This is a genomic window from Campylobacter felis (assembly GCF_030250085.1).
In the GTDB taxonomy this organism is placed as follows: Bacteria; Campylobacterota; Campylobacteria; order Campylobacterales; family Campylobacteraceae; genus Campylobacter_D; species Campylobacter_D upsaliensis.
Map to the genome: position 1 here is coordinate 96665 of NZ_JANURX010000004.1, position 17968 is coordinate 114632.

Here is a 17968-nt window from a genome sequence, read left to right on the forward strand (position 1 = left end):
GGAGAGATTTGTGGATTATATAAAATTAAAAGAAGAATTTAAAACCCCTTTTTATCTTTATGATTTTGATTTGATAAAAAGTCGTTTTTTGCAGCTTAAAAACGCCTTTAAGGCAAGGAAATCTCAAATTTTTTATGCTATGAAGGCAAATTCAAATTTAAGCTTATTGCAAATGTTAGCAAGACTTGATAGCGGCTTTGATTGTGTTAGCATAGGTGAGGTTAAAAGAGCGTTGAGGGTAGGAGTAAAACCCTATAAAATCATATTTAGTGGAGTTGGAAAAAGCGAAGAAGAGCTAGAGCAGGCTTTAAAATTTGATATTTTGTATATTAATTTAGAAAGTGAAGAAGAAATGCTACTTTTAGAAAATGTAGCGAAAAGACTTGATTTAAAGGCTAGAATTTCCATAAGAGTCAATCCTAATGTCGATGCCAAAACGCATCCTTACATCTCCACAGGGCTTAATGAAAATAAATTTGGTGTAGAGCTTGAAGTGGCGAGAAAGATGTATTTATATGCTGCAAAAAGCGAATTTTTAGAGCCTGTGGGGGTGCATTTTCATATAGGCTCACAATTACTTGACATTAGCCCTATCCACGATGCAGCTTTGATTGTGGCAAAATTATTAAGAGAACTGAAGGCTTTGAAAATCGAGCTTAAATTCTTTGATGTGGGTGGGGGATTAGGTGTAGGCTATGAGGGGGAAGAAGAGCCTTGTTTGTATCATTATGCACAAGGAATTTTGGCAAATTTGAGCGGACTTGATGTAACAATAGGCTTAGAGCCGGGACGCTTTTTGGTAGCACAAAGTGGAGTGCTTGTGTGTAGTGTTTTGTATGAAAAGATAACGCCTAAAAAACGCTTTATGATTGTTGATGCGGCGATGAACGATTTGATTCGCCCAAGTTTGTATGATGCTTACCACGAGATTGTTTTACCTTACACAAAAGGAGAGGTAAGCCCTTGTGATGTTGTTGGGGGAATTTGTGAAAGTGGGGATTTTTTTGCTCAAGATCGTAGGCTTGCAAAAAGTAAGAGCGGGGATATCGTTTTGATTAAAGAAGCTGGGGCGTATGGCTTTAGTATGAGTAGTAATTATAATACCCGTCCTAGAATTTGTGAGCTTGCTTTGGAAAATGGAGCTGTTAAAATGGTGCGTAAAAGAGAAAAATTTGAAGATTTAATTGCCTTAGAAGAAGAATTTTTAGAAAATTTATAGCTTCTTGGGTGAAGCTATAAATTGATTTTAGAATTGATTCATAATTTTATGCCAAATATTACTAAAGACACTTGGCTTTTTTTCTTTTCGCTCTTTAAAATTTAACTGCTCTTGTATGCTTATTGTGTCGTTTTCTTGCAAATCTTCATTAAAAATTTCATTTTGAATTTCCTCTTCTTCTTTTTGAGGAGTTAAATCTTGCTTGATTTGACGATTGAAATTTTCAATTTCACCCTTATATCTTAATTTTTCATTAGAGTCTAGTTCATAAGGCGTGAAATGTCCAGCACCATAGAGACAAAGACCTATTGCACAAGTATTTTCTGGATCGCTAAAGATCTCACTAAAGCCACTAATTAAATCTTTTCTAGCACTTGCAAAGCGAACGGATTTATTATCAAAAATGGTAGATGCTAACTCATCAAGTCCTGCAAGTTTTGTCATACCTCCCGTTAGCACAACGCCTCCACCTACGCTATTAGCATGGCGATTATCACTTAAAATTTTAGCTAAAATCATTAAGGTTTCTTCTACTCTTGCATAAATTATATTAGAAATAACATCAGGCGAGTATTCGGTAAATTTCTTTTCATCGCCTATATTTGGAATTTGTATGAGGGTATTAGGCTGCATAGAAAAGGCAGCATAATTAAGCTTAACTTTTTCCGCTTCTTTTAGTGGGGTATGCAAAGCCATAGATAAATCTTGAGTAATATTAATTGAGCCGATTTGTAAGCAATCATTGTAGCGAATTGAATTTCCCATATGCATTACAATATCACAAATCGCTCCCCCCATATCAATCAAAACAGCCCCCAACTCTTTTTCGCTATCATCTAAACAAGCTATGGAAGAAGCATAGCCAGAAAGGACAATATTATCCACGCGTAAATCGGCTAATTCTACGGCTTTTTTTAAATTTTTAATGTGCGATTCTTGTGAAATGACAATGTGTGTTGAGACTTCAAGACGGTTCCCACTCATTCCCAAAGGGTCGTCAATATGCTCTAAGTCATTGACCTTAAAATTATAAGGTAAAACATGGATAATCTCATATCCACTCGGTAAATTCGCGGTGTGCTTTGCTGTGCTAACGGCTCTATGAATTTCTTTAATGCCTATTTCGTGGTTAGGGATATTGACAACGCCTACACTATCTACACTCTTAGTATAAGCACCAGAAATGGACACAACAACCTTATCATAATGCACCCCACTCATCATTTCAGCACTGCTAACCGCTTCTTCTATGGATTTAGAGGCAAGCTCTATATTTGTAATGGCACCCTTTTTAACTCCGCTTGTTTTTGTTTTGGCAAAGCCTATGATTTTTAGTCCATCTTCATCTTTTTGAGCGATAATAGCACAAGTTTGCGTTGAGCCTAAGTCGATTCCTAGTATATTCACAATTTTCCTTTTAGTGATAAATTTTAATCTTATATGTTTTTTTCAATTCTTCTAAAAGCTCCTGTTTTATTTCACTGCTTTTAAGAGTTTTTAGACTCGATTCTAGCATAGTTTGATATTGATTAAAATCTTGCTTGTTTGGATTTAATTTTTGCTTTTTAATACGATAAAGTATAGTTTTTGAGTCATTGATTAAAACATAAGAGCTATTTTGGTCTGTGTTAAAAACCTGCGAGAGGAAAAAGCTAAATTCAGCATTATTTAAAATTTCATCACTAACTTTTTTGGCGTCTTTGATGGAATTTCTATCGACAAATTCTAATTCTATACCTTTAAAAGTCGGTAGGGCTTTTTGCGCTTTTTCTTCAAGGGCTTTTTGCGCTACTTCACTATAATACATCGGCAAAACTTCCGCTCTTGCTTCTTCGAAATTTTTAACACGCACAGGATTTGTTTGATTTAAACGCAAGATTATAAAGCCATCTTTGCAAATTTTATTTTCACATTTTTGCCAAATGATAGGCTTTAAAATATCCTTATTTTTAGCTTTTGCTAAGAGTTCGAGAGGGTAATTTTGATCATCTTCGCTAATGTTAAAATCTTTTTGAAAATCATCTTTTTGATTTCTTAAAGCGACAAATTTTTCATTAGCTAAATTTTTTGTCTTTTCAAGGCTAAGATCTTTTATGACCATTTCTTTAGCTAATTCAAAGTCTAAAATTTTACCATCTTGGGCTTTATATTTAAATTTATTGTTTTCATTTTGGTAAAAAGCTCTAAGCTCATCTTGGGAAAAATTTGACTTTTTCGCTTCGATGAAGTAGCTAGAAAGCTCGTAACTTTTTTGTGTTTTAAAGTCGTTTTTGTGTGCTTCCCAAAGTTGTTTAAGAGCGTTTTCATCGACAACTAAGTCTTTTTTATCAAAAGTGATTTTAGCAATTTCTAGGGCATCTTGCATAAAATAACTTGCCGCTAACATTTGCAATTCATTTTCCTTAGCAGGGAATTCAAAAATTTTATTAAGTTTATTAAGAATAATTCTATCACCTAAAATCTGCTCATAATTTTTGGAAAGTATATTATTTTGCTTTAAAATGGCGTAGTAAATATTTTTATCAAAAATTCCATTGACATTTTGAAATTCCTCTGCCGCAGAAAGCTCTTGTATCACTTCATTTTCATTAGCCCAAAGTCCCAAATTTTTTGCAAAATTAAGTAAAAGTTTATCTTCGATAAGCGAATTAAGGGCTATATCTTTAAGACCTAATTTTTCTGCATTTTCTTCACTTAAGGCACCATTGCTGATTTGATTGTAGTAGCCATAAATTTGATTATATCTTAGATTAAATTCCACAAAAGAGATTTTTTCATTACCTACGATAGCAACGGAACTATTTCTATTTTGATTATAATCATAAGCCCCCCAGCCCACAACACCTGCTCCAACAAAGGCAATAACGCTAATCCATATCGTTACGACTAAATACTTTTTATGGTGTTGCATCCAAGTAAGCATATTTTTCCTTATCATTTTTTTAAAACCTTTATTCTATCAAGTTAAGTTTTAAATAGGCTTTAATTGTAGAATATTTTGGTATTTTTTTTAAATATTTAAAATTGAATTTAAAGCATAATTGAGAGAATTTTTAAGAAAAATCAATTAAAAAGCTTTTAGTTTTTTGTTAAATTTTTGCTTGCAATTAAGATTTTATTTTGAATAGAATATTAAAATTAGGGCAAAAAACCTTAAGGATAAAATTTGCAAATTCCACATATTCCCGTTTTACCCAAAGAAGTTAATCATCTTTTTGAAAAGCTCAATGAAGGACTTTTTTTAGACTGCACTTTGGGTTATGGTGGTCATAGTGAAAATTTGCTTAAAATGCATCCTAATTTGCATTTAATCGCCTGCGATCAAGATGAGGAGGCATTACAATTTTCTAAAGAGCGTTTAAGAGAATTTGACGCGAGAATAAAGTTGTATCACTCAAATTTTTCGCAAATTTTAGAGCGGATTGATTTGAAAAATTTAAGAGGAATTTTAGCGGACATAGGTGTTTCTTCTTTGCATTTAGATAAAGATGAAAGAGGCTTTTCATTGCGTTCAAATTTTTTAGATATGAGAATGGATAAAAGCCAATCTTTAAGTGCTTTTGATGTGATTAACACCTACTCAAAAGAAAAACTTGCAAATATTTTTAAGATTTATGGAGAGCTAAAAGATGGAGCTTTTTTAGCGGAGAAAATCATTAAGGCTAGGGTAAAAAAGCAAATTATAAGTGCTAAGGAGCTTTGTGAAATTTTAGGTGAAACAAGGCTTAAAAATCGAAAAATTTCTCGTGCGATTTTAGCCTTTCAAGCTTTAAGAATAGAGGTTAATAAAGAGCTTGAAGTTTTGGAACTTTTTTTACAAAAGCTTGAAAAAGCACATTTGAGAGATTGTATTTTAGCTATAATTTGCTTTCATTCTTTAGAGGATAGGATAGTAAAAAATTATTTTAAAAAATGGGCTAAAGCTTGTATTTGTGATGAAAGGGCGATTCGTTGCGAGTGCGGGGCAAATCATAATTTAGGCGAAATTTTAAGCAAAAAGCCCATTATGCCAGATAAAGAGGAGATAAAAGCTAATCCGCGTTCATCTTGTGCAAAAATGCGAGCCTTTTATTTTAAGTGAGTTAGGATGCTAGAGGAAGATTTTTTAAAAGAAAAGCAAAATATACGCCAAAAAATGCTTAAATATTCACGAGCTATGACTCGGGGAATTCCTATGGATGAGGAGCTTAAAAAAGAAATTTCTAGTGATGATATTTTAAGAAGGCGTGTGAAAAATAAGCGTCAAAATTTATTTGATGATGAATTGTTTGAGACAAATTCATCGAAAAAATCAAATATCTATCTTAAAGAAGACTTAATTAATGTAAGATTAGAGGAAAAACAGCCTTTAAGCTCGCGATTTTTTGTCTATTTTAAGCAAAAAAAGAAGCAAAAAAATGAAAGTAAAAAAGAAAAGTCCGAAAAAAAGAAAAGCCTTATTTTTAATTTTAAAAAATTTAAAAAAGCGGAGAAAGAGCTTAAAAAAAAGCCTTTAGAGCAAGTTGTTACCACAAAAACTTCCACTTTAAATTCAAGTCAAAATCCTCTCCTTAAAGACAAAAAGCCCCAGTCAAAAATACCACTTGAAAAAGAAAATCCTCCCAAAAAGCTAGAAATTAAAGAGGAAAAAAAGCCCTTAGATATTGAAACCTTTCAGCCACAAACAGAGCCTTTAAAAGAGCCACAAAATGAAAGCATAGAGGCTAAAGATACTCTACTTGAAGGCTTTAGCAAGGCTACAAAAGAGGAGAGAAATTTAAATGCAAATCATTTGCTTTTTGCGAGTTTATTTTTAAGTTTTGCTTTATTTTTGTTTGTTCCGCAAATTTATATACGCAATCAAATTTATTATTTAAGCAGGGAAATCGCTACATTAAAAGCAGAAGAAAGTGTGTTAAATGAAGAAAATAAAGAGCTTAAAAGACGCTTGGAAAATCGGCGTTTTCAAAATCAAATTTTAGATTATTTAGAGTGATAATGGACGATTTTTTCAAGCACATATTGCTCAAGGGCGTTTTTAGAGACTTCTTCTTCTAGGGCTTGTTTGTAAATTTCTTCTACGATTTTGGAATATTTTTCATAGCTAAAGCAGGGGAAGTGATTTTGCCACGCTTTTAAGATAAGCTTTTTTGATATGATTTTCCTTGCGTAAAGCTTAAAAATATCAAAACCTATAAATACAAAAGCGGTAACCAAAACCGCACTAATGATGCTGATATGAAAGTCTAAAAGCGTGAAAAAATAGTGCGTTATTACAAGTAGAGGCAGTAAAATCACAAGGCATAAAATTCCATAATAAAAATAAGCATTGAGTGTTTTAATTTTAAAATTGAGTTTGGCAGGGTCTATAAGCATACCTTCATTAAATAAAACATTTGCTTCTAGTAAATCTCTCAAAAGCACAGGATGTTTAGAAATTTTAAAAAGAAAATTGAGACTAAAATTTTTAAATTTTTTCATTTTTGCTTCTTTTTGATTTAAATTTGGCGTATTTTAGCATAAATTTGGAGTATAATTTAGCAAAAAAGGCTTTGAATGATGCGAGAAAAAGAATTTGTTTTTTTAAATGGAGAATTTTTACACAAAGATCAGGCTAAAATTAGCATTTTTGATAGGGGTTTTATTTTTGGCGATGGGATTTATGAAGTTGTGCCTGTTGTTTTTTCTAAAATGGTCGATAAGGAGGAATTTTGGCAGAGATTTGAGAGAAGCTTGGGGGCGATTAAGCTTAGTTTGCCTTACAAAAAAGAGGAATTTGAAGATATTTTAAAAGATTTGATTGCTAAAAATTCCTTAAAAGAAGGCGGAGTTTATATGCAAATAACCAGAGGCGTGGCGTCTAGGGAATTTAGCTTTGTGAAAAATCTTAAGCCTACTATTATGGCTTTTGCTTTTGAGTGCAGTGTTTTAAAGAGCGAATTTGAAGAGGGGGTGAGTGTGATTAGTGTGCCTGATTTGCGTTGGAAGAGGCGTGATATAAAAGCCATATCCCTTTTAGCACAGTGCTATGCTAAAGAACAAGCCGTTGAGGCTGGGGCATTTGAGGCTTTTATGATAGAAGATGGTAAGGTTAATGAGGCTTCAAGTGCTTCTGCTTTTATCATTAAAGATCAAACTCTCATTACTAAACCTTTTTCAAACGCTATTTTGCCGGGGATTAGAAGGCAAAATATCCTTAAATTTGCTAAAGAGCTTGGCTTAAAAATCGAACAAAGAGCCTTTAGTATGCAAGAGGTCTATGAGGCTGATGAGGTCTTTATCTCAGCAGCCACACTTTTGCTTCTTAGCGTGGTAAAAGCGGATGGAAAGCTTATAAATGGTGGAAAGGTGGGCAAATATGTCCCAAAACTTAGAGCTAAATATATCGAAAAAATCACAAAGGAGGCTTTAGCCCAGTAAGATAATCACTAAGCTCTAAAGCTTCATAGTCGCTAAGTTCTAAAAAGCTAAGGTGTGAGAGTTTGCTAAGGAGTAAATTTTCTTTTGGAATTTGATTTTTGCCTATTTCTAGGCTTGTGAAGACGCTTTGTCCTATTAAAAGTCTTTGCTTTTCATCTAAACGCAAGCCCCAAATGCTATGTAATGCTACGCTTTTATGGTCGATTTCTCCTGCATAAAGCATAATGTGTCCTCTCATATAAAGAAGCGTTGCATAAGGCTTTGCGAAGCGTTTTAAAACCGCCTTTTTTTCTTCATTGCTTAAAAAACTAATATCGAAATTTTTAAAGCTTTTATTTTGAGCTAAAGAATTTCGCGGTAAATAAATTCCAAAAGCCGCGAAAATATCTCTTAAAAATAAGGAGCAATCACGCTCATAATCATACCCACCCCAGCCATAAGGTAAAGCCAAAAGCTCGGCGACTTGGTTTTTTAAATTGACTTCATTTAATTTTAACGGAAAGGGCGAAGCGATTTTTTTGGCGATTTTATATTTTCTAGCGCCTATTTTTCCATAATAATGTGTCGCATCGCTTTTGTAATAAGGATACAATGCTCCCATTCTCGTTTCAAAAAAGAATTGTCCTCTTTCATCTAAAATAGGCATTTTTTCTTTAAGTGGGGTGATGAAATTGAGTTTTTCATAAATTTTAGCTCTTCTATCGTCAAAAAGTTCTAAATTTTTTCTCTCCACAAAGCCAAAGCCACTTTCACTCATCACAAAAGCATAGCGTTTATCTAAACTCAAATGCGAGATCAAAACGGCACTTCCAGCATTTAAAACAGAATCGCTTGCATAATCAAAGGGAATTCCCTCCCCTTGTAAAAAAGGATTTTTCAAAATCGCTTTTTGAGTGGGGAAATTTTTTAAAATGCTATTTTGCACGACTAGGGCTTTTTGATTGAGTGAATTTAGGGCTTTGATGTTGGCATTTTTGATTTGAGTGTTGAACCACGAAAGGGGGATTTTTTGTTTATTGAAAAAATAATAATTTCCGCTTTTATATCCGCTAAAAGACCAAAATAAATTCGTATTTTTAAATTGTTTAAAATGACTATGCCAAGGGGCAAAAAAGGCTGTTTTGAATTTTTGCGGATTAGTTTTTATGGTGCTATTTAGAGCAGGAAGCATACTTAAATTTTGTTCAAATTCTAGGGTAGCATAAGGGGAATTGACTTTTTGTAAGCTTTGATTTTCTAAAGGTTTTTGAGGAGCTTTGTGAGTGGAGCAAGCCATAAATAAAAAAGCTACAAAACACAAAATATAACGCATAATAAACCTTTTACAAAAAATAGTTATAATTATACTTTAAGGAAATATAATGCTTGATAAATTAGAAAAAATTTTACAAGATCGTAATGTTTTTTTAAGTGGTGGGGCTGGTGTTGGCAAGAGTTTTTTAACAAATCAACTCAAATTTTCTTATAGAAAACAAAATAAGAAACTCGTAGCTTTAGGCTCTAGTGCTTTGAGTGCTTTTAATGTAGGCGGAGTTACTTTGCATAGCTTTTTTTGTTTAGGGCGAATGGAAAATTTTGAGGATTTGAAAAATTATGATAGATTGCAAAAAAATAAGCTAAAAAAGCTTGAAAAAGTGCTTTCTAAACTCGATTTAATTATTATTGATGAAATTTCTATGGTAAGTGCGACTATTTTTGATATGGTAGCGTTAAGGCTTAAAAATTCAGGCTTTTCTGGGAAAATTTTGCTTGTGGGCGATTTTTTTCAGTTGCCCCCTGTGGTTAAAGAAAAGCAAAATTCTCTATTTGTCAATACTTACTACGCTTTTGCTTCGCTTTTTTGGGAGGAATTAAGGCTTAAAAATGTCAAACTTTCCGTGCCAAAACGAACGGATAATGCCGAATTTTATGAGCATTTATCGCTCTTGCGTGAGGGTTATTTAAGCGAACAAACACTTGATTATTTTGAAAAAATGCTTATTAAAACTTGGGATTTAGAAACTTTAGATGATGGTTTTACTTTGCTTTGCGGGATTAATAAGAGGGTTAATGCAATCAATGAGCAAAAATTAGCCAAAATCAACGCACCCCTATTAAATTTCAAGGCTAAATTTGAAAAAAAAGATGAAAATTTAAGCGATGGGCAATTTATGGCGTGGGTGAGTGGGCTTGGAATTTTGGAGGAGCTTAAGATAAAAGTGGGTGCTAGAATTATTTTTTGTATGAATAATTTTGAGCAAAATTATTATAATGGCGAGCAAGGAATTATCGAAGATATTGTGGAAGATGAGCGAGGAATTTTATTGCAAATTATGAAAAATAACGGACAAATGATACTTTTAGAGCCTTATATTTTTGAGCTTAGTGAATTTAAAGAGGAGGGCGAGGAGCTTGATTTAAACATTAGAGCTAGTGTGGTGCAGTATCCCATAAAATTAGCTTATGCGATTACAATTCACAAATCGCAAGGAATGAGTATAGAAAAGCTTGTGTGTGATATTGACCATATTTTTGAAAATGGACAGCTTTATGTGGCACTTTCAAGAGCGACTAATCCTCAAAGTCTTAAAATTTTGTATTCTAAAAATTGGGATTTTAGAAGCTATTTTGAAAGAGCGTTAAAATTTGATGAAAATGTAAGTTGTTTTTATAAAGAAAATGATTTTATTGATTTGGAATTGTGAATAAGGATTTGTGATGAAAAAAATAATATTAAGCTTAATATTACCTTTATTTTTGAGTGCTGAGGTAGTAGAACTTGAGAAATTAAGAACGGAACTTTACTCAAAAAGTGGGACAAATGTGCTTAAAAAAATAGAAATAAGCCTAGAATTTGAGGGGAAAAATCTTAAGGCAAATGAAAAAAAACTTATCGATAGTGTTAATACGGTCATTTCTGGCTTCTTTTATGAGGATATTTTTACAGAGCTTGGTAAAAATAATTTTAAAAAAACCCTCAGCAAATTTGTAGATAAAAAATATAAAATTAAACTTAATGACATTTATATCCTTTCTTTAAGTGGAGTGGAGAAATTTGACATTGAAGAATTTAAGCGTTTTTTGGAAAGCACGGAGGCAAAGGATAGAAATTTAAAAGAAGAAGTTAAGGAAAGTGTGAAAGATTTAGAAAATTCACCACAGCTTGAAATTCCAAAGCTAGAAATGCCTAAAATAGAAAATAATCTTAGTGAGCAAAATCATAATTTAACCCTGCCTAAAATCTTTGAAAATGAAGAGATGAAGGATGACGAGGACGCGATAAATCCTAAGCTTTTTGAAATTTCTAGGGATATTGAAGAAAGGATTAAGAAAGATTTAATTCAAGAAAGCAATACCACAGGTTTTAAGCTCGAATTTGACTCAAATTCTACGCAAAATTAGCGTAAGATATCGTAATTTTGCGGAAATTTTGGTTTGAAAATTTGAGAATTGATTTTGGTATTTTTTTGAGGTTTGTGAAGCGTAATGAGGACTTTATTTTCAAATTCGTCATTGTAGCTTATGCTCTTAACCTCGCCATTAAAAAGCGTGATGATGTAGTCTGTGTTTTCGTAAGTGGCTTTGAGCTTGTTTGGGGAGATTTCTTTTGCTTGTTTGAAAATGGCATTTAAATTTGGGATTTTTTCAAGTCTTGCAAAGCTCACTTGCTCCAAATCGTGCTCGACTATGACAATTTCATTTTTATTAATATAAATTTCTTTTTTGCTTGGTTTTTCATAAGACCAAAAAGCTCTATCTTTTTCCAAAATGAAATGTCCCTCATAATCAAGTTTGCTCTGTTTAGAACTCACGCTTTGAGTAAATTTGCTGGTGTAATTTTCATAATCTAAATCGTAAGCAAAAACGAAACCACAAATTAGGCTTAAAAGGATAAAAAATTTCATCTTACCTCCTTAATTTTTAGGCGATTTTAATGAAACTTGGTTAATAAAAGCCTTTGGCGATTATTTAAAATATGCTTTAAGTTTGCCTTATGATGTGCGTTAAATTTAACAATTAATCGTTATAATTACGCTTTAAAATAAAATAATAAAAAGGTTTCAAATGTTTTTAAATACCCTAAAAAATATCTTTGGCACGAAAAATGAACGCGAGGTTAAAAAATATTTTAAAAGAGTAGCACAAATTAACGCCTTAGAAAGCAAATATCAAGCTTTAAATGATGAGGCGCTAAAGGCTGAATTTGCAAAATTTAAAGAGCAAATTTTAAGCGGAGAGAAAAAAGAAAATGATATTTTAAATGATGTTTTTGCTATCGTTAGGGAAGTGGGAAAAAGAACGCTTAATATGCGTCATTTTGATGTGCAACTCATCGGTGGTATGGTGCTTTGTGAGGGTAAAATAGCCGAGATGAAAACGGGCGAAGGTAAAACTTTAGTGGCGACTTTACCTGTGGTTTTAAATGCGATGAGTGGCAAGGGTGTGCATGTGGTAACGGTGAATGACTATCTTGCTAAAAGAGATGCTGAGCAAATGAGTGCGATTTATCATTTTTTAGGCTTTAGCGTTGGGGTGGTGCTGTCTTCACAAAATAGCGATTTAGAACATAAAAAAGCCTATGAATGCGATATTACTTACGGCACAAATAATGAATTTGGCTTTGATTATTTACGCGATAATATGAAATTTTCTAAAGCGGAAAAGGTGCAAAGGGGGCATCATTTTGTCATCGTTGATGAGGTCGATAGCATTTTGATTGATGAGGCGAGGACGCCTTTGATTATCTCAGGTCCTACGAACCGCACACTTGATGGCTATATTAAAGCAAATGAAGTGGCAAAAGCCCTTAAAAGGGGAGAGTCATTAGAGGCTAAAGATTTGGCTAAGGGCGTTAAGGCTAGTGGCGATTTTATAGTCGATGAGAAAAATCGTAATATTTTAATCACAGAAGAAGGTATAGCAAAGGCGGAAAAGCTTTTTGGCGTGGAGAATTTATACAGCCTTGATAATGCGATTTTAGCACATCAGCTTGATCAAGCCCTAAAGGCACATAATCTTTTTGAAAAAGATGTGCATTATGTTTTAAGAGGTAATGAAGTCGTCATTGTCGATGAATTTACGGGGCGTTTAAGTGAGGGGAGGCGTTTTAGCGAAGGGCTTCATCAGGCTTTAGAGGCGAAAGAGGGCGTGAAAATCCAAGAAGAAAGCCAAACTTTAGCCGATATTACCTTTCAAAATTATTTTAGAATGTATGATAAATTAGCAGGTATGACAGGCACAGCTCAAACAGAAGCGACAGAATTTTCACAAATTTATAATTTAGATGTTGTTTCTATCCCCACAAATATCCCTATTAAAAGGCAGGATAAGGACGATTTAATTTATAAAACTCAAGAGGAAAAATTTAAAGCCGTGATTGATGAGATTAAAAAAGCAAATGCTAAGGGACAGCCTGTGCTTGTGGGAACGGCTAGTATTGAAAGAAGTGAGGTTTTTCACTCTATGCTTGCAAAAGAAAAAATCCCTCATTATGTGCTAAACGCTAAAAACCACGAGCAAGAAGCCCTAATCATAGCCGATGCAGGTAAAAAAGGAGCCGTTACCATAGCGACAAATATGGCAGGGCGTGGAGTGGATATAAAAATCAATGATGAGGTTAGAGAGCTTGGGGGGCTTTACATCATCGGCACGGAAAGGCACGAGAGCCGTAGAATAGATAATCAACTTCGCGGTCGCGCGGGGCGTCAAGGAGACCCTGGTGTGAGTCGTTTTTATCTAAGCCTTGAGGATAATCTTTTGCGAATTTTTGGGGGCGATAAGATTAAGAGCATTATGGAAAGACTTGGCATTAAAGAGGGCGAGAGTATTGAAAGTCGCATTGTTACAAGGGCGGTGGAAAATGCACAAAAAAAGGTGGAAAGTTTGCATTTTGAAAGCCGTAAGCACTTATTAGAATATGATGATGTGGCAAATGAGCAAAGAAAGAGCATTTATCGTTACCGCAATGAGCTTTTAGATGAAAATTATGACATTAGGGCAAAAATTTCGCAAAATATTAAAGAATACGCACAAAATACCCTAAATTCTATGATGATGGGTGAGAGTTTGGACGATTTTGAAGCCTTAAGGCAAAAAATAGCTCACGATTTTGCGACTGAGATTAATGAGGCGGATTTTAAGGAGCTTGATTTGATCGCTTTGGAGGAGAAATTAAGCGAAATTTTAGAACGCTCTTATGAAGAGAAAATGGCGCAAATTTCAAGTGAGCAGTTAAGAAATATCGAGAGAATTTTGTATTTGCAAGTTTTGGATAATGCTTGGAGAGAGCATTTGTATCAAATGGATATTTTAAAAACGGGCATAGGGCTTCGTGGGTATAATCAAAAGGATCCTTTGGTGGAATATAAAAAAGAAAGCTATAATCTTTTCTTAGAGCTTGTGGAGCGCATTAAATTTGATAGCATTAAGCTACTTTTTAGCGTGCAGTTTTCACAAAAAGAAGCGGAAAATTTAGAGCAAAAGGTAAGCAAGGAAAATGAGGAATTTTTGGAAAATACTGCACAAATAGGTGCGAGTGAGGATAATTTAGGCGAAGCGGAATTTAAAAAAGTGCCAAGAAACGCACCTTGTCCTTGCGGAAGCGGAAAGAAATTTAAAGAATGCCACGGAAAAAGCGGTCCTAAGAGGGGGCTAGTTAGCACTAGTTAGGGTTAGCATAAGGTTTATTTAAAGGTATTTAATGGATTTTACGCAAGAAAAAGACTTGCAAAATGAGATTGCGAATAATCAAAGCTTGCAAAGAGATATTTGCTCCGTGCTTGATATGGACTTTTATCAAACCAAGTTCCATAAAGAGACAAAGTTTATCAACGGAATCACGGCGGATTTCACGCTTTTTGAAAAAGATAGAATCAAAGCCCTTATGGAGTGCAAAGGCGGTAATATCGGCGTAACTGACTATGTTAGGGGCATAGGACAGATTTTTCAATATGAGTATTTTGCAGAAAAGGGCTTATCTATAAGAGATTATGAGTTTTACCCTTTGTGCGAGTTTTCTAGCGTGTATATTTTCCCAGATTCTGTTTTGAGAAATAATGAGTTTAATATAGGGCTTTTCAAATACCCACAAACTAAGAAAATTTTAGAAGTTAATTCCCACTCTCTAGCAGTGCGTTTGATTGATGAAAATGAGTTTGCTAAATATGCGGGGGGGGGGGGGTAAAATCTCGTAAGCTACTTTCTCAATACTATATCCACGATACCCGCATTTTTGAACTCTATTTTCTTATTAAAATTTTAGCTATTTATCAACTTAAGCAAGAAAATATCCACAGAAAACAGCTTGAGCTTCAACTCGCACAGAATCTACAAACGCCAAATTCTGGCGGTTGGCGAAATATGTTTATCACGCTATCAACGCTGGGACTTATTAGCAAAGGAAATAATCTAACACAAGCGGGATTTAACCTTTCACAACTCCCTTATCCGCAATTTGCCTTAGAACTTTTTAAGTATCTAAAGCCCTTTTTCTCGTATTTGCTTGAAACCCTATACAAGAAATCAAATGGTAAAAAAGAATTTGATTGTAGTAATAAAGAGCTATTTGAAATTATGTATAAACAATATGGCGAAATAGCCTATCTCATAGAATACCAAGACAAAGATTCTAAGCCAAACACACGCTACATATCAAGCTATCTTAATATCTTAAAAGATGATTATGGTGTGATTGATTTTCAGCCCAAAAGTAGCTTACGCACACTTCTTTATAACCCTTTTGATTTAAATGAAAAAGCCTTTTTAGAACATATTGAAAAAGCTTCACTGATTCAAGCTTATCAAACAAACTTTCAAAGGATTGTCAATGCAATATAACATAGTAGAGTTTTTTGTAGGGGCTGGTGGGTCGCATTTAGGCTTTATGCAAGAGGGCTTTAACACGCTTTATGCAAATGACTTTGATAGCAATGCGCTAAAAACTTTAGAACACAACAATAAAAAGCATTTGCAAAACGCTATTTTAGATAGCACAGATATAACGCAAATTAACCCAAAAGAGCTAAAGAAAAAGCTAGATTCTAGCGTAGATGTGATGTTTGGGGGCATTGTTTGTAAAGGATTTTCTCTAGCAGGGGAGCGAAGCCCAGCTGATGAGAGAAATCAATTTTACCGCTACTATTTAGATATTGTTAAAGAGCTTAGACCAAAAGTAAGCGTGATAGAAAATGTCAAAGGAATGCTAAATGCTAGAATCTTAAATCCAAACGCACCAAGTGAAATATGGCAAGAAGTGGGCAATATTTGGAAGCAATTAGAGCTTTTGAAGGGCGAAAAATCAGCACTAAGAAAAAAGGATAAAATCACACAACAAATCATTCAAAAAGGCGAAATGCTACGAAAGCAAAAGCAAAATTTATTAGAAAAAATTAAGCCTTATCAAATCTCTGTGCTAGATGATATATATAAAATCTATGAAGCTATGGGCTATAAAATCCAGCATAAAGTCTTAAATGCGGCGTGGTATGGAGCAGCGACAAAACGAGAGCGGCTTATCATCGTCGCCACAAGGGCTGACTTACAAGGCGGCTTTCACTACCCACTGCCTAGATTCTATGATGAAAGCATAGGCACGAAGCTTGATTTTAGCGATGATGAGCTAGCTAAATGCAAGTTTAAAAAGCCTTTGACTTTACGCGAAGTGCTAGCAAAGATTGATTACACAGATGAAAACGACATAGATAATCTCCCTATGCAGCACAATGCCAAGACCATTGAGCGATTTAGGTATATCAAAGAGGGTTGCAATATCGCAGATTCCCTAGATTCACTGCCTAAGCATTTGCAAATTTCTAAATTCTACTCAAGGGGTGGCAATATGAGGCTGCATTTTGATAGATTAGCCCCTACACTAGTGCCAGGACATAGTGCTTTCCCCTTGCACCCAAAAGAGCATAGAAGCATCACTATAAGAGAGGCAGCGGCTATTACAGGCTTTCCGCTTGATTATAAATTCTTTGGCTCTCATACAAAAAGATGTGAGCAAGTAGGCAACGCCGTCCCACCGCCACTAGCAAAAGCGATAGCAAAGAGCGTGAAGGAATTTTTAGATAGACAAATTTAAGCAACAAAAAAGAGTGTATTTTGACAGTTTCAACGCTTACAAATTTTAAACTAATTGATGTTAAAATAATGGCTATTTTAATTTGCAAGAGTTTATATGACGCGTTATCTACTTTTTAAATACCTTCGTTTTGATAAAGAGCAACCTTTTATCAATCTTTCTATGCTTTTGGCGTTTTTGGGTGTGTGCGTGGGGCTTTGTGTGCTTTTGGTCGCTATGGCGATAATGAATGGCTTTGATAAGGAATTTCAAAAACGCTTTTTTGTGATGAATTATCCCATTACCCTTTTGCCGAAATTTTATGCACCTGTTGATGATGAATTTGTGGCGGAGTTAAGAGGGCGGTTTCCGCATTTGCTTTTTAGCCCTTATTTAAGCACTCAAGTGATAGCCAAAGGGGATAATCGCTTTGAGGGCGGAATTGTTTTTGGTGTGAATTTTGAAGAGGAAAAGAAAATTAACGAAGTTGTCCAAAATGCTCTTAAAGATACAAATTTAAGCGGTTATGACATACTTATAGGGGGGGCTTTAGCTGATGAGTTTCGCCTTCAAAAAAACGATAAACTTTCTTTAATCTTTTCAAATTTGAACCCTAGCGGTTTCTCTTTGACCCCTACCACAAAGCGTTTTGATGTGAAGGCTAAGTTTAATTCCGGGCTTATTTTTTACGATAAGGCTTATATGTATGTGGAGGCTAAGGCACTTAGGAAAGTTTTAGGTGTGAAAGAGGGCTATGATGGTGTGCATATTTATAGCCAAGAAGCCTTTAAGGATATAGAAAAGCTTAGGGCTTATTTGGGGCAGGATTATGCCGCCATAGGCTGGTGGGAGCAAAATCAAAATTTCTTCTCCGCCCTAGAGCTTGAAAAGCGCGCACTTTTCATCGTTTTAATGCTCATTATCCTTGTTGCTGGGCTTAATATAGTAAGCTCACTTTTGATGATAGTGATGAACCGCCGCAGTGAAATAGCCCTTTTGCTTGCACTTGGAGCAAGCAAAGCGGAGGTAAAAAAAAGCTTTTTTGCTTTGGGTATGTTAATAGGCGGTAGCGGTATGGTGTGCGGGGTGATTTTAGCCTTTATCACGCTTTGGCTTTTGGGAAATTTCGACATTATCTCTTTACCAGCTGATGTTTATGGCACTTCGAAATTACCGCTTGATTTATCTATTTTAGATTTTATTTTAACCTTAATGGGAGCTTTATTTATCATTGCACTTTCTTCGTTTTACCCTGCGAAAAAGGCGACCGAAGTAAATATTTTGGATACTTTGCGAAATGAATAAATTTA

16 protein-coding genes are annotated in these 17968 nt (G+C 34.4%); 11 read left to right on the top strand and 5 right to left on the bottom strand.

Features of this window, described 5'->3' with window-relative positions:
• Positions 1-10 precede the first annotated feature (10 nt).
• Positions 11-1219 (top strand): diaminopimelate decarboxylase, encoded by a 1209-nt coding sequence (lysA, locus tag NYG92_RS03615; protein ID WP_289233556.1) that lies wholly within the window; start codon positions 11-13, stop codon positions 1217-1219.
• A gap of 27 nt (positions 1220-1246) precedes the next feature.
• On the opposite strand, the gene ftsA is transcribed toward lysA, so the two are convergent.
• Both ftsA and NYG92_RS03625 read right to left on the bottom strand, forming a co-directional pair.
• Complete coding sequence (ftsA, locus tag NYG92_RS03620; RefSeq protein WP_214141179.1) at positions 1247-2626, bottom strand: cell division protein FtsA; 1380 nt, start codon at positions 2624-2626, stop codon at positions 1247-1249.
• 10 nt (positions 2627-2636) lie between these two features.
• Positions 2637-4142 carry a peptidylprolyl isomerase gene (locus tag NYG92_RS03625; RefSeq protein ID WP_270976993.1) on the bottom strand — a complete coding sequence of 502 codons (1506 nt, stop codon included), beginning with the start codon at positions 4140-4142 and terminating at the stop codon, positions 2637-2639.
• A 243-nt stretch (positions 4143-4385) separates the two neighbouring features.
• Here NYG92_RS03625 and rsmH point away from each other — a divergent pair, with 243 nt between their 5' ends.
• Both rsmH and NYG92_RS03635 read left to right on the top strand, forming a co-directional pair.
• Entirely contained in the window at positions 4386-5300 is a 915-nt protein-coding gene (rsmH, locus tag NYG92_RS03630; protein ID WP_289233557.1) for a 16S rRNA (cytosine(1402)-N(4))-methyltransferase RsmH, read from the top strand.
• A gap of 6 nt (positions 5301-5306) precedes the next feature.
• Positions 5307-6194, top strand: a complete 888-nt coding sequence (locus tag NYG92_RS03635; protein ID WP_270966015.1) for a hypothetical protein — start codon at positions 5307-5309, stop codon at positions 6192-6194.
• Here NYG92_RS03635 and NYG92_RS03640 read toward each other — a convergent pair.
• The gene (locus NYG92_RS03640; protein ID WP_289233558.1) at positions 6182-6679 is read right to left on the bottom strand and encodes a hypothetical protein; all 498 of its coding nucleotides are present in this window, start codon (positions 6677-6679) and stop codon (positions 6182-6184) included. The two genes, NYG92_RS03635 and NYG92_RS03640, sit on opposite strands and share 13 nt — an antisense overlap.
• A gap of 75 nt (positions 6680-6754) precedes the next feature.
• Here NYG92_RS03640 and NYG92_RS03645 point away from each other — a divergent pair, with 75 nt between their 5' ends.
• Positions 6755-7618 (top strand): D-amino acid aminotransferase, encoded by an 864-nt coding sequence (locus NYG92_RS03645; RefSeq protein ID WP_289233559.1) that lies wholly within the window; start codon positions 6755-6757, stop codon positions 7616-7618.
• Here the strand turns inward: NYG92_RS03645 and NYG92_RS03650 are convergent.
• The gene (locus tag NYG92_RS03650) at positions 7593-8930 is read right to left on the bottom strand and encodes an SH3 domain-containing C40 family peptidase (RefSeq protein ID WP_027304144.1); all 1338 of its coding nucleotides are present in this window, start codon (positions 8928-8930) and stop codon (positions 7593-7595) included. The two genes, NYG92_RS03645 and NYG92_RS03650, sit on opposite strands and share 26 nt — an antisense overlap.
• A gap of 49 nt (positions 8931-8979) precedes the next feature.
• Here NYG92_RS03650 and NYG92_RS03655 point away from each other — a divergent pair, with 49 nt between their 5' ends.
• Together NYG92_RS03655 and NYG92_RS03660 are read left to right on the top strand one after the other, a co-directional pair.
• Positions 8980-10302 (top strand): ATP-dependent DNA helicase, encoded by a 1323-nt coding sequence (locus NYG92_RS03655; protein ID WP_270965405.1) that lies wholly within the window; start codon positions 8980-8982, stop codon positions 10300-10302.
• Between the two features lie 13 nt (positions 10303-10315).
• Positions 10316-10999, top strand: a complete 684-nt coding sequence (locus NYG92_RS03660) for a hypothetical protein (protein ID WP_289233560.1) — start codon at positions 10316-10318, stop codon at positions 10997-10999.
• Here NYG92_RS03660 and lolA read toward each other — a convergent pair.
• On the bottom strand, positions 10996-11502 hold the full coding sequence (gene lolA / locus NYG92_RS03665) for a LolA-like outer membrane lipoprotein chaperone (protein ID WP_289233561.1): 507 nt from the start codon (positions 11500-11502) through the stop codon (positions 10996-10998). The two genes, NYG92_RS03660 and lolA, sit on opposite strands and share 4 nt — an antisense overlap.
• A 160-nt stretch (positions 11503-11662) precedes the next feature.
• Between lolA and secA the strand changes: the two genes are divergently transcribed.
• The 5 genes from secA (at position 11663) to NYG92_RS03690 (ending at position 17963) form a co-directional block, all read left to right on the top strand.
• Positions 11663-14266, top strand: coding sequence for a preprotein translocase subunit SecA (secA, locus tag NYG92_RS03670; protein WP_289233562.1), 2604 nt, complete (start codon positions 11663-11665; stop codon positions 14264-14266).
• Positions 14267-14297: 31 nt separating this feature from the next.
• Positions 14298-14780, top strand: coding sequence for a hypothetical protein (locus NYG92_RS03675; protein ID WP_289233563.1), 483 nt, complete (start codon positions 14298-14300; stop codon positions 14778-14780).
• Positions 14781-14956: 176 nt separating this feature from the next.
• Complete coding sequence (locus NYG92_RS03680) at positions 14957-15433, top strand: hypothetical protein (RefSeq protein WP_233705519.1); 477 nt, start codon at positions 14957-14959, stop codon at positions 15431-15433.
• The gene (locus tag NYG92_RS03685; RefSeq protein ID WP_289233564.1) at positions 15423-16679 is read left to right on the top strand and encodes a DNA cytosine methyltransferase; all 1257 of its coding nucleotides are present in this window, start codon (positions 15423-15425) and stop codon (positions 16677-16679) included. The genes NYG92_RS03680 and NYG92_RS03685 overlap by 11 nt, the downstream gene beginning before the upstream one ends.
• 96 nt (positions 16680-16775) lie before the next feature.
• A complete protein-coding gene (locus NYG92_RS03690; protein WP_289233565.1) occupies positions 16776-17963 on the top strand; it encodes an ABC transporter permease in 1188 nt (395 codons plus the stop codon).
• Positions 17964-17968 lie beyond the last annotated feature (5 nt).

What these genes read in the sequence shown, in the direction of transcription:
- NYG92_RS03640 (WP_289233558.1), bottom strand. Translation starts at nt 6,679, where the DNA reads ATGAAAAAATTTAAAAATTTTAGTCTCAATTTTCTTTTTAAAATTTCT.
- NYG92_RS03690 (WP_289233565.1), top strand. Translation starts at nt 16,776, where the DNA reads ATGACGCGTTATCTACTTTTTAAATACCTTCGTTTTGATAAAGAGCAA.
- NYG92_RS03655 (WP_270965405.1), top strand. Translation starts at nt 8,980, where the DNA reads ATGCTTGATAAATTAGAAAAAATTTTACAAGATCGTAATGTTTTTTTA.
- NYG92_RS03635 (WP_270966015.1), top strand. Translation starts at nt 5,307, where the DNA reads ATGCTAGAGGAAGATTTTTTAAAAGAAAAGCAAAATATACGCCAAAAA.
- NYG92_RS03675 (WP_289233563.1), top strand. Translation starts at nt 14,298, where the DNA reads ATGGATTTTACGCAAGAAAAAGACTTGCAAAATGAGATTGCGAATAAT.
- NYG92_RS03680 (WP_233705519.1), top strand. Translation starts at nt 14,957, where the DNA reads ATGTTTATCACGCTATCAACGCTGGGACTTATTAGCAAAGGAAATAAT.
- secA (WP_289233562.1), top strand. Translation starts at nt 11,663, where the DNA reads ATGTTTTTAAATACCCTAAAAAATATCTTTGGCACGAAAAATGAACGC.
- NYG92_RS03625 (WP_270976993.1), bottom strand. Translation starts at nt 4,142, where the DNA reads ATGCTTACTTGGATGCAACACCATAAAAAGTATTTAGTCGTAACGATA.
- lolA (WP_289233561.1), bottom strand. Translation starts at nt 11,502, where the DNA reads ATGAAATTTTTTATCCTTTTAAGCCTAATTTGTGGTTTCGTTTTTGCT.
- NYG92_RS03645 (WP_289233559.1), top strand. Translation starts at nt 6,755, where the DNA reads ATGATGCGAGAAAAAGAATTTGTTTTTTTAAATGGAGAATTTTTACAC.
- NYG92_RS03650 (WP_027304144.1), bottom strand. Translation starts at nt 8,930, where the DNA reads ATGCGTTATATTTTGTGTTTTGTAGCTTTTTTATTTATGGCTTGCTCC.
- NYG92_RS03660 (WP_289233560.1), top strand. Translation starts at nt 10,316, where the DNA reads ATGAAAAAAATAATATTAAGCTTAATATTACCTTTATTTTTGAGTGCT.
- NYG92_RS03685 (WP_289233564.1), top strand. Translation starts at nt 15,423, where the DNA reads ATGCAATATAACATAGTAGAGTTTTTTGTAGGGGCTGGTGGGTCGCAT.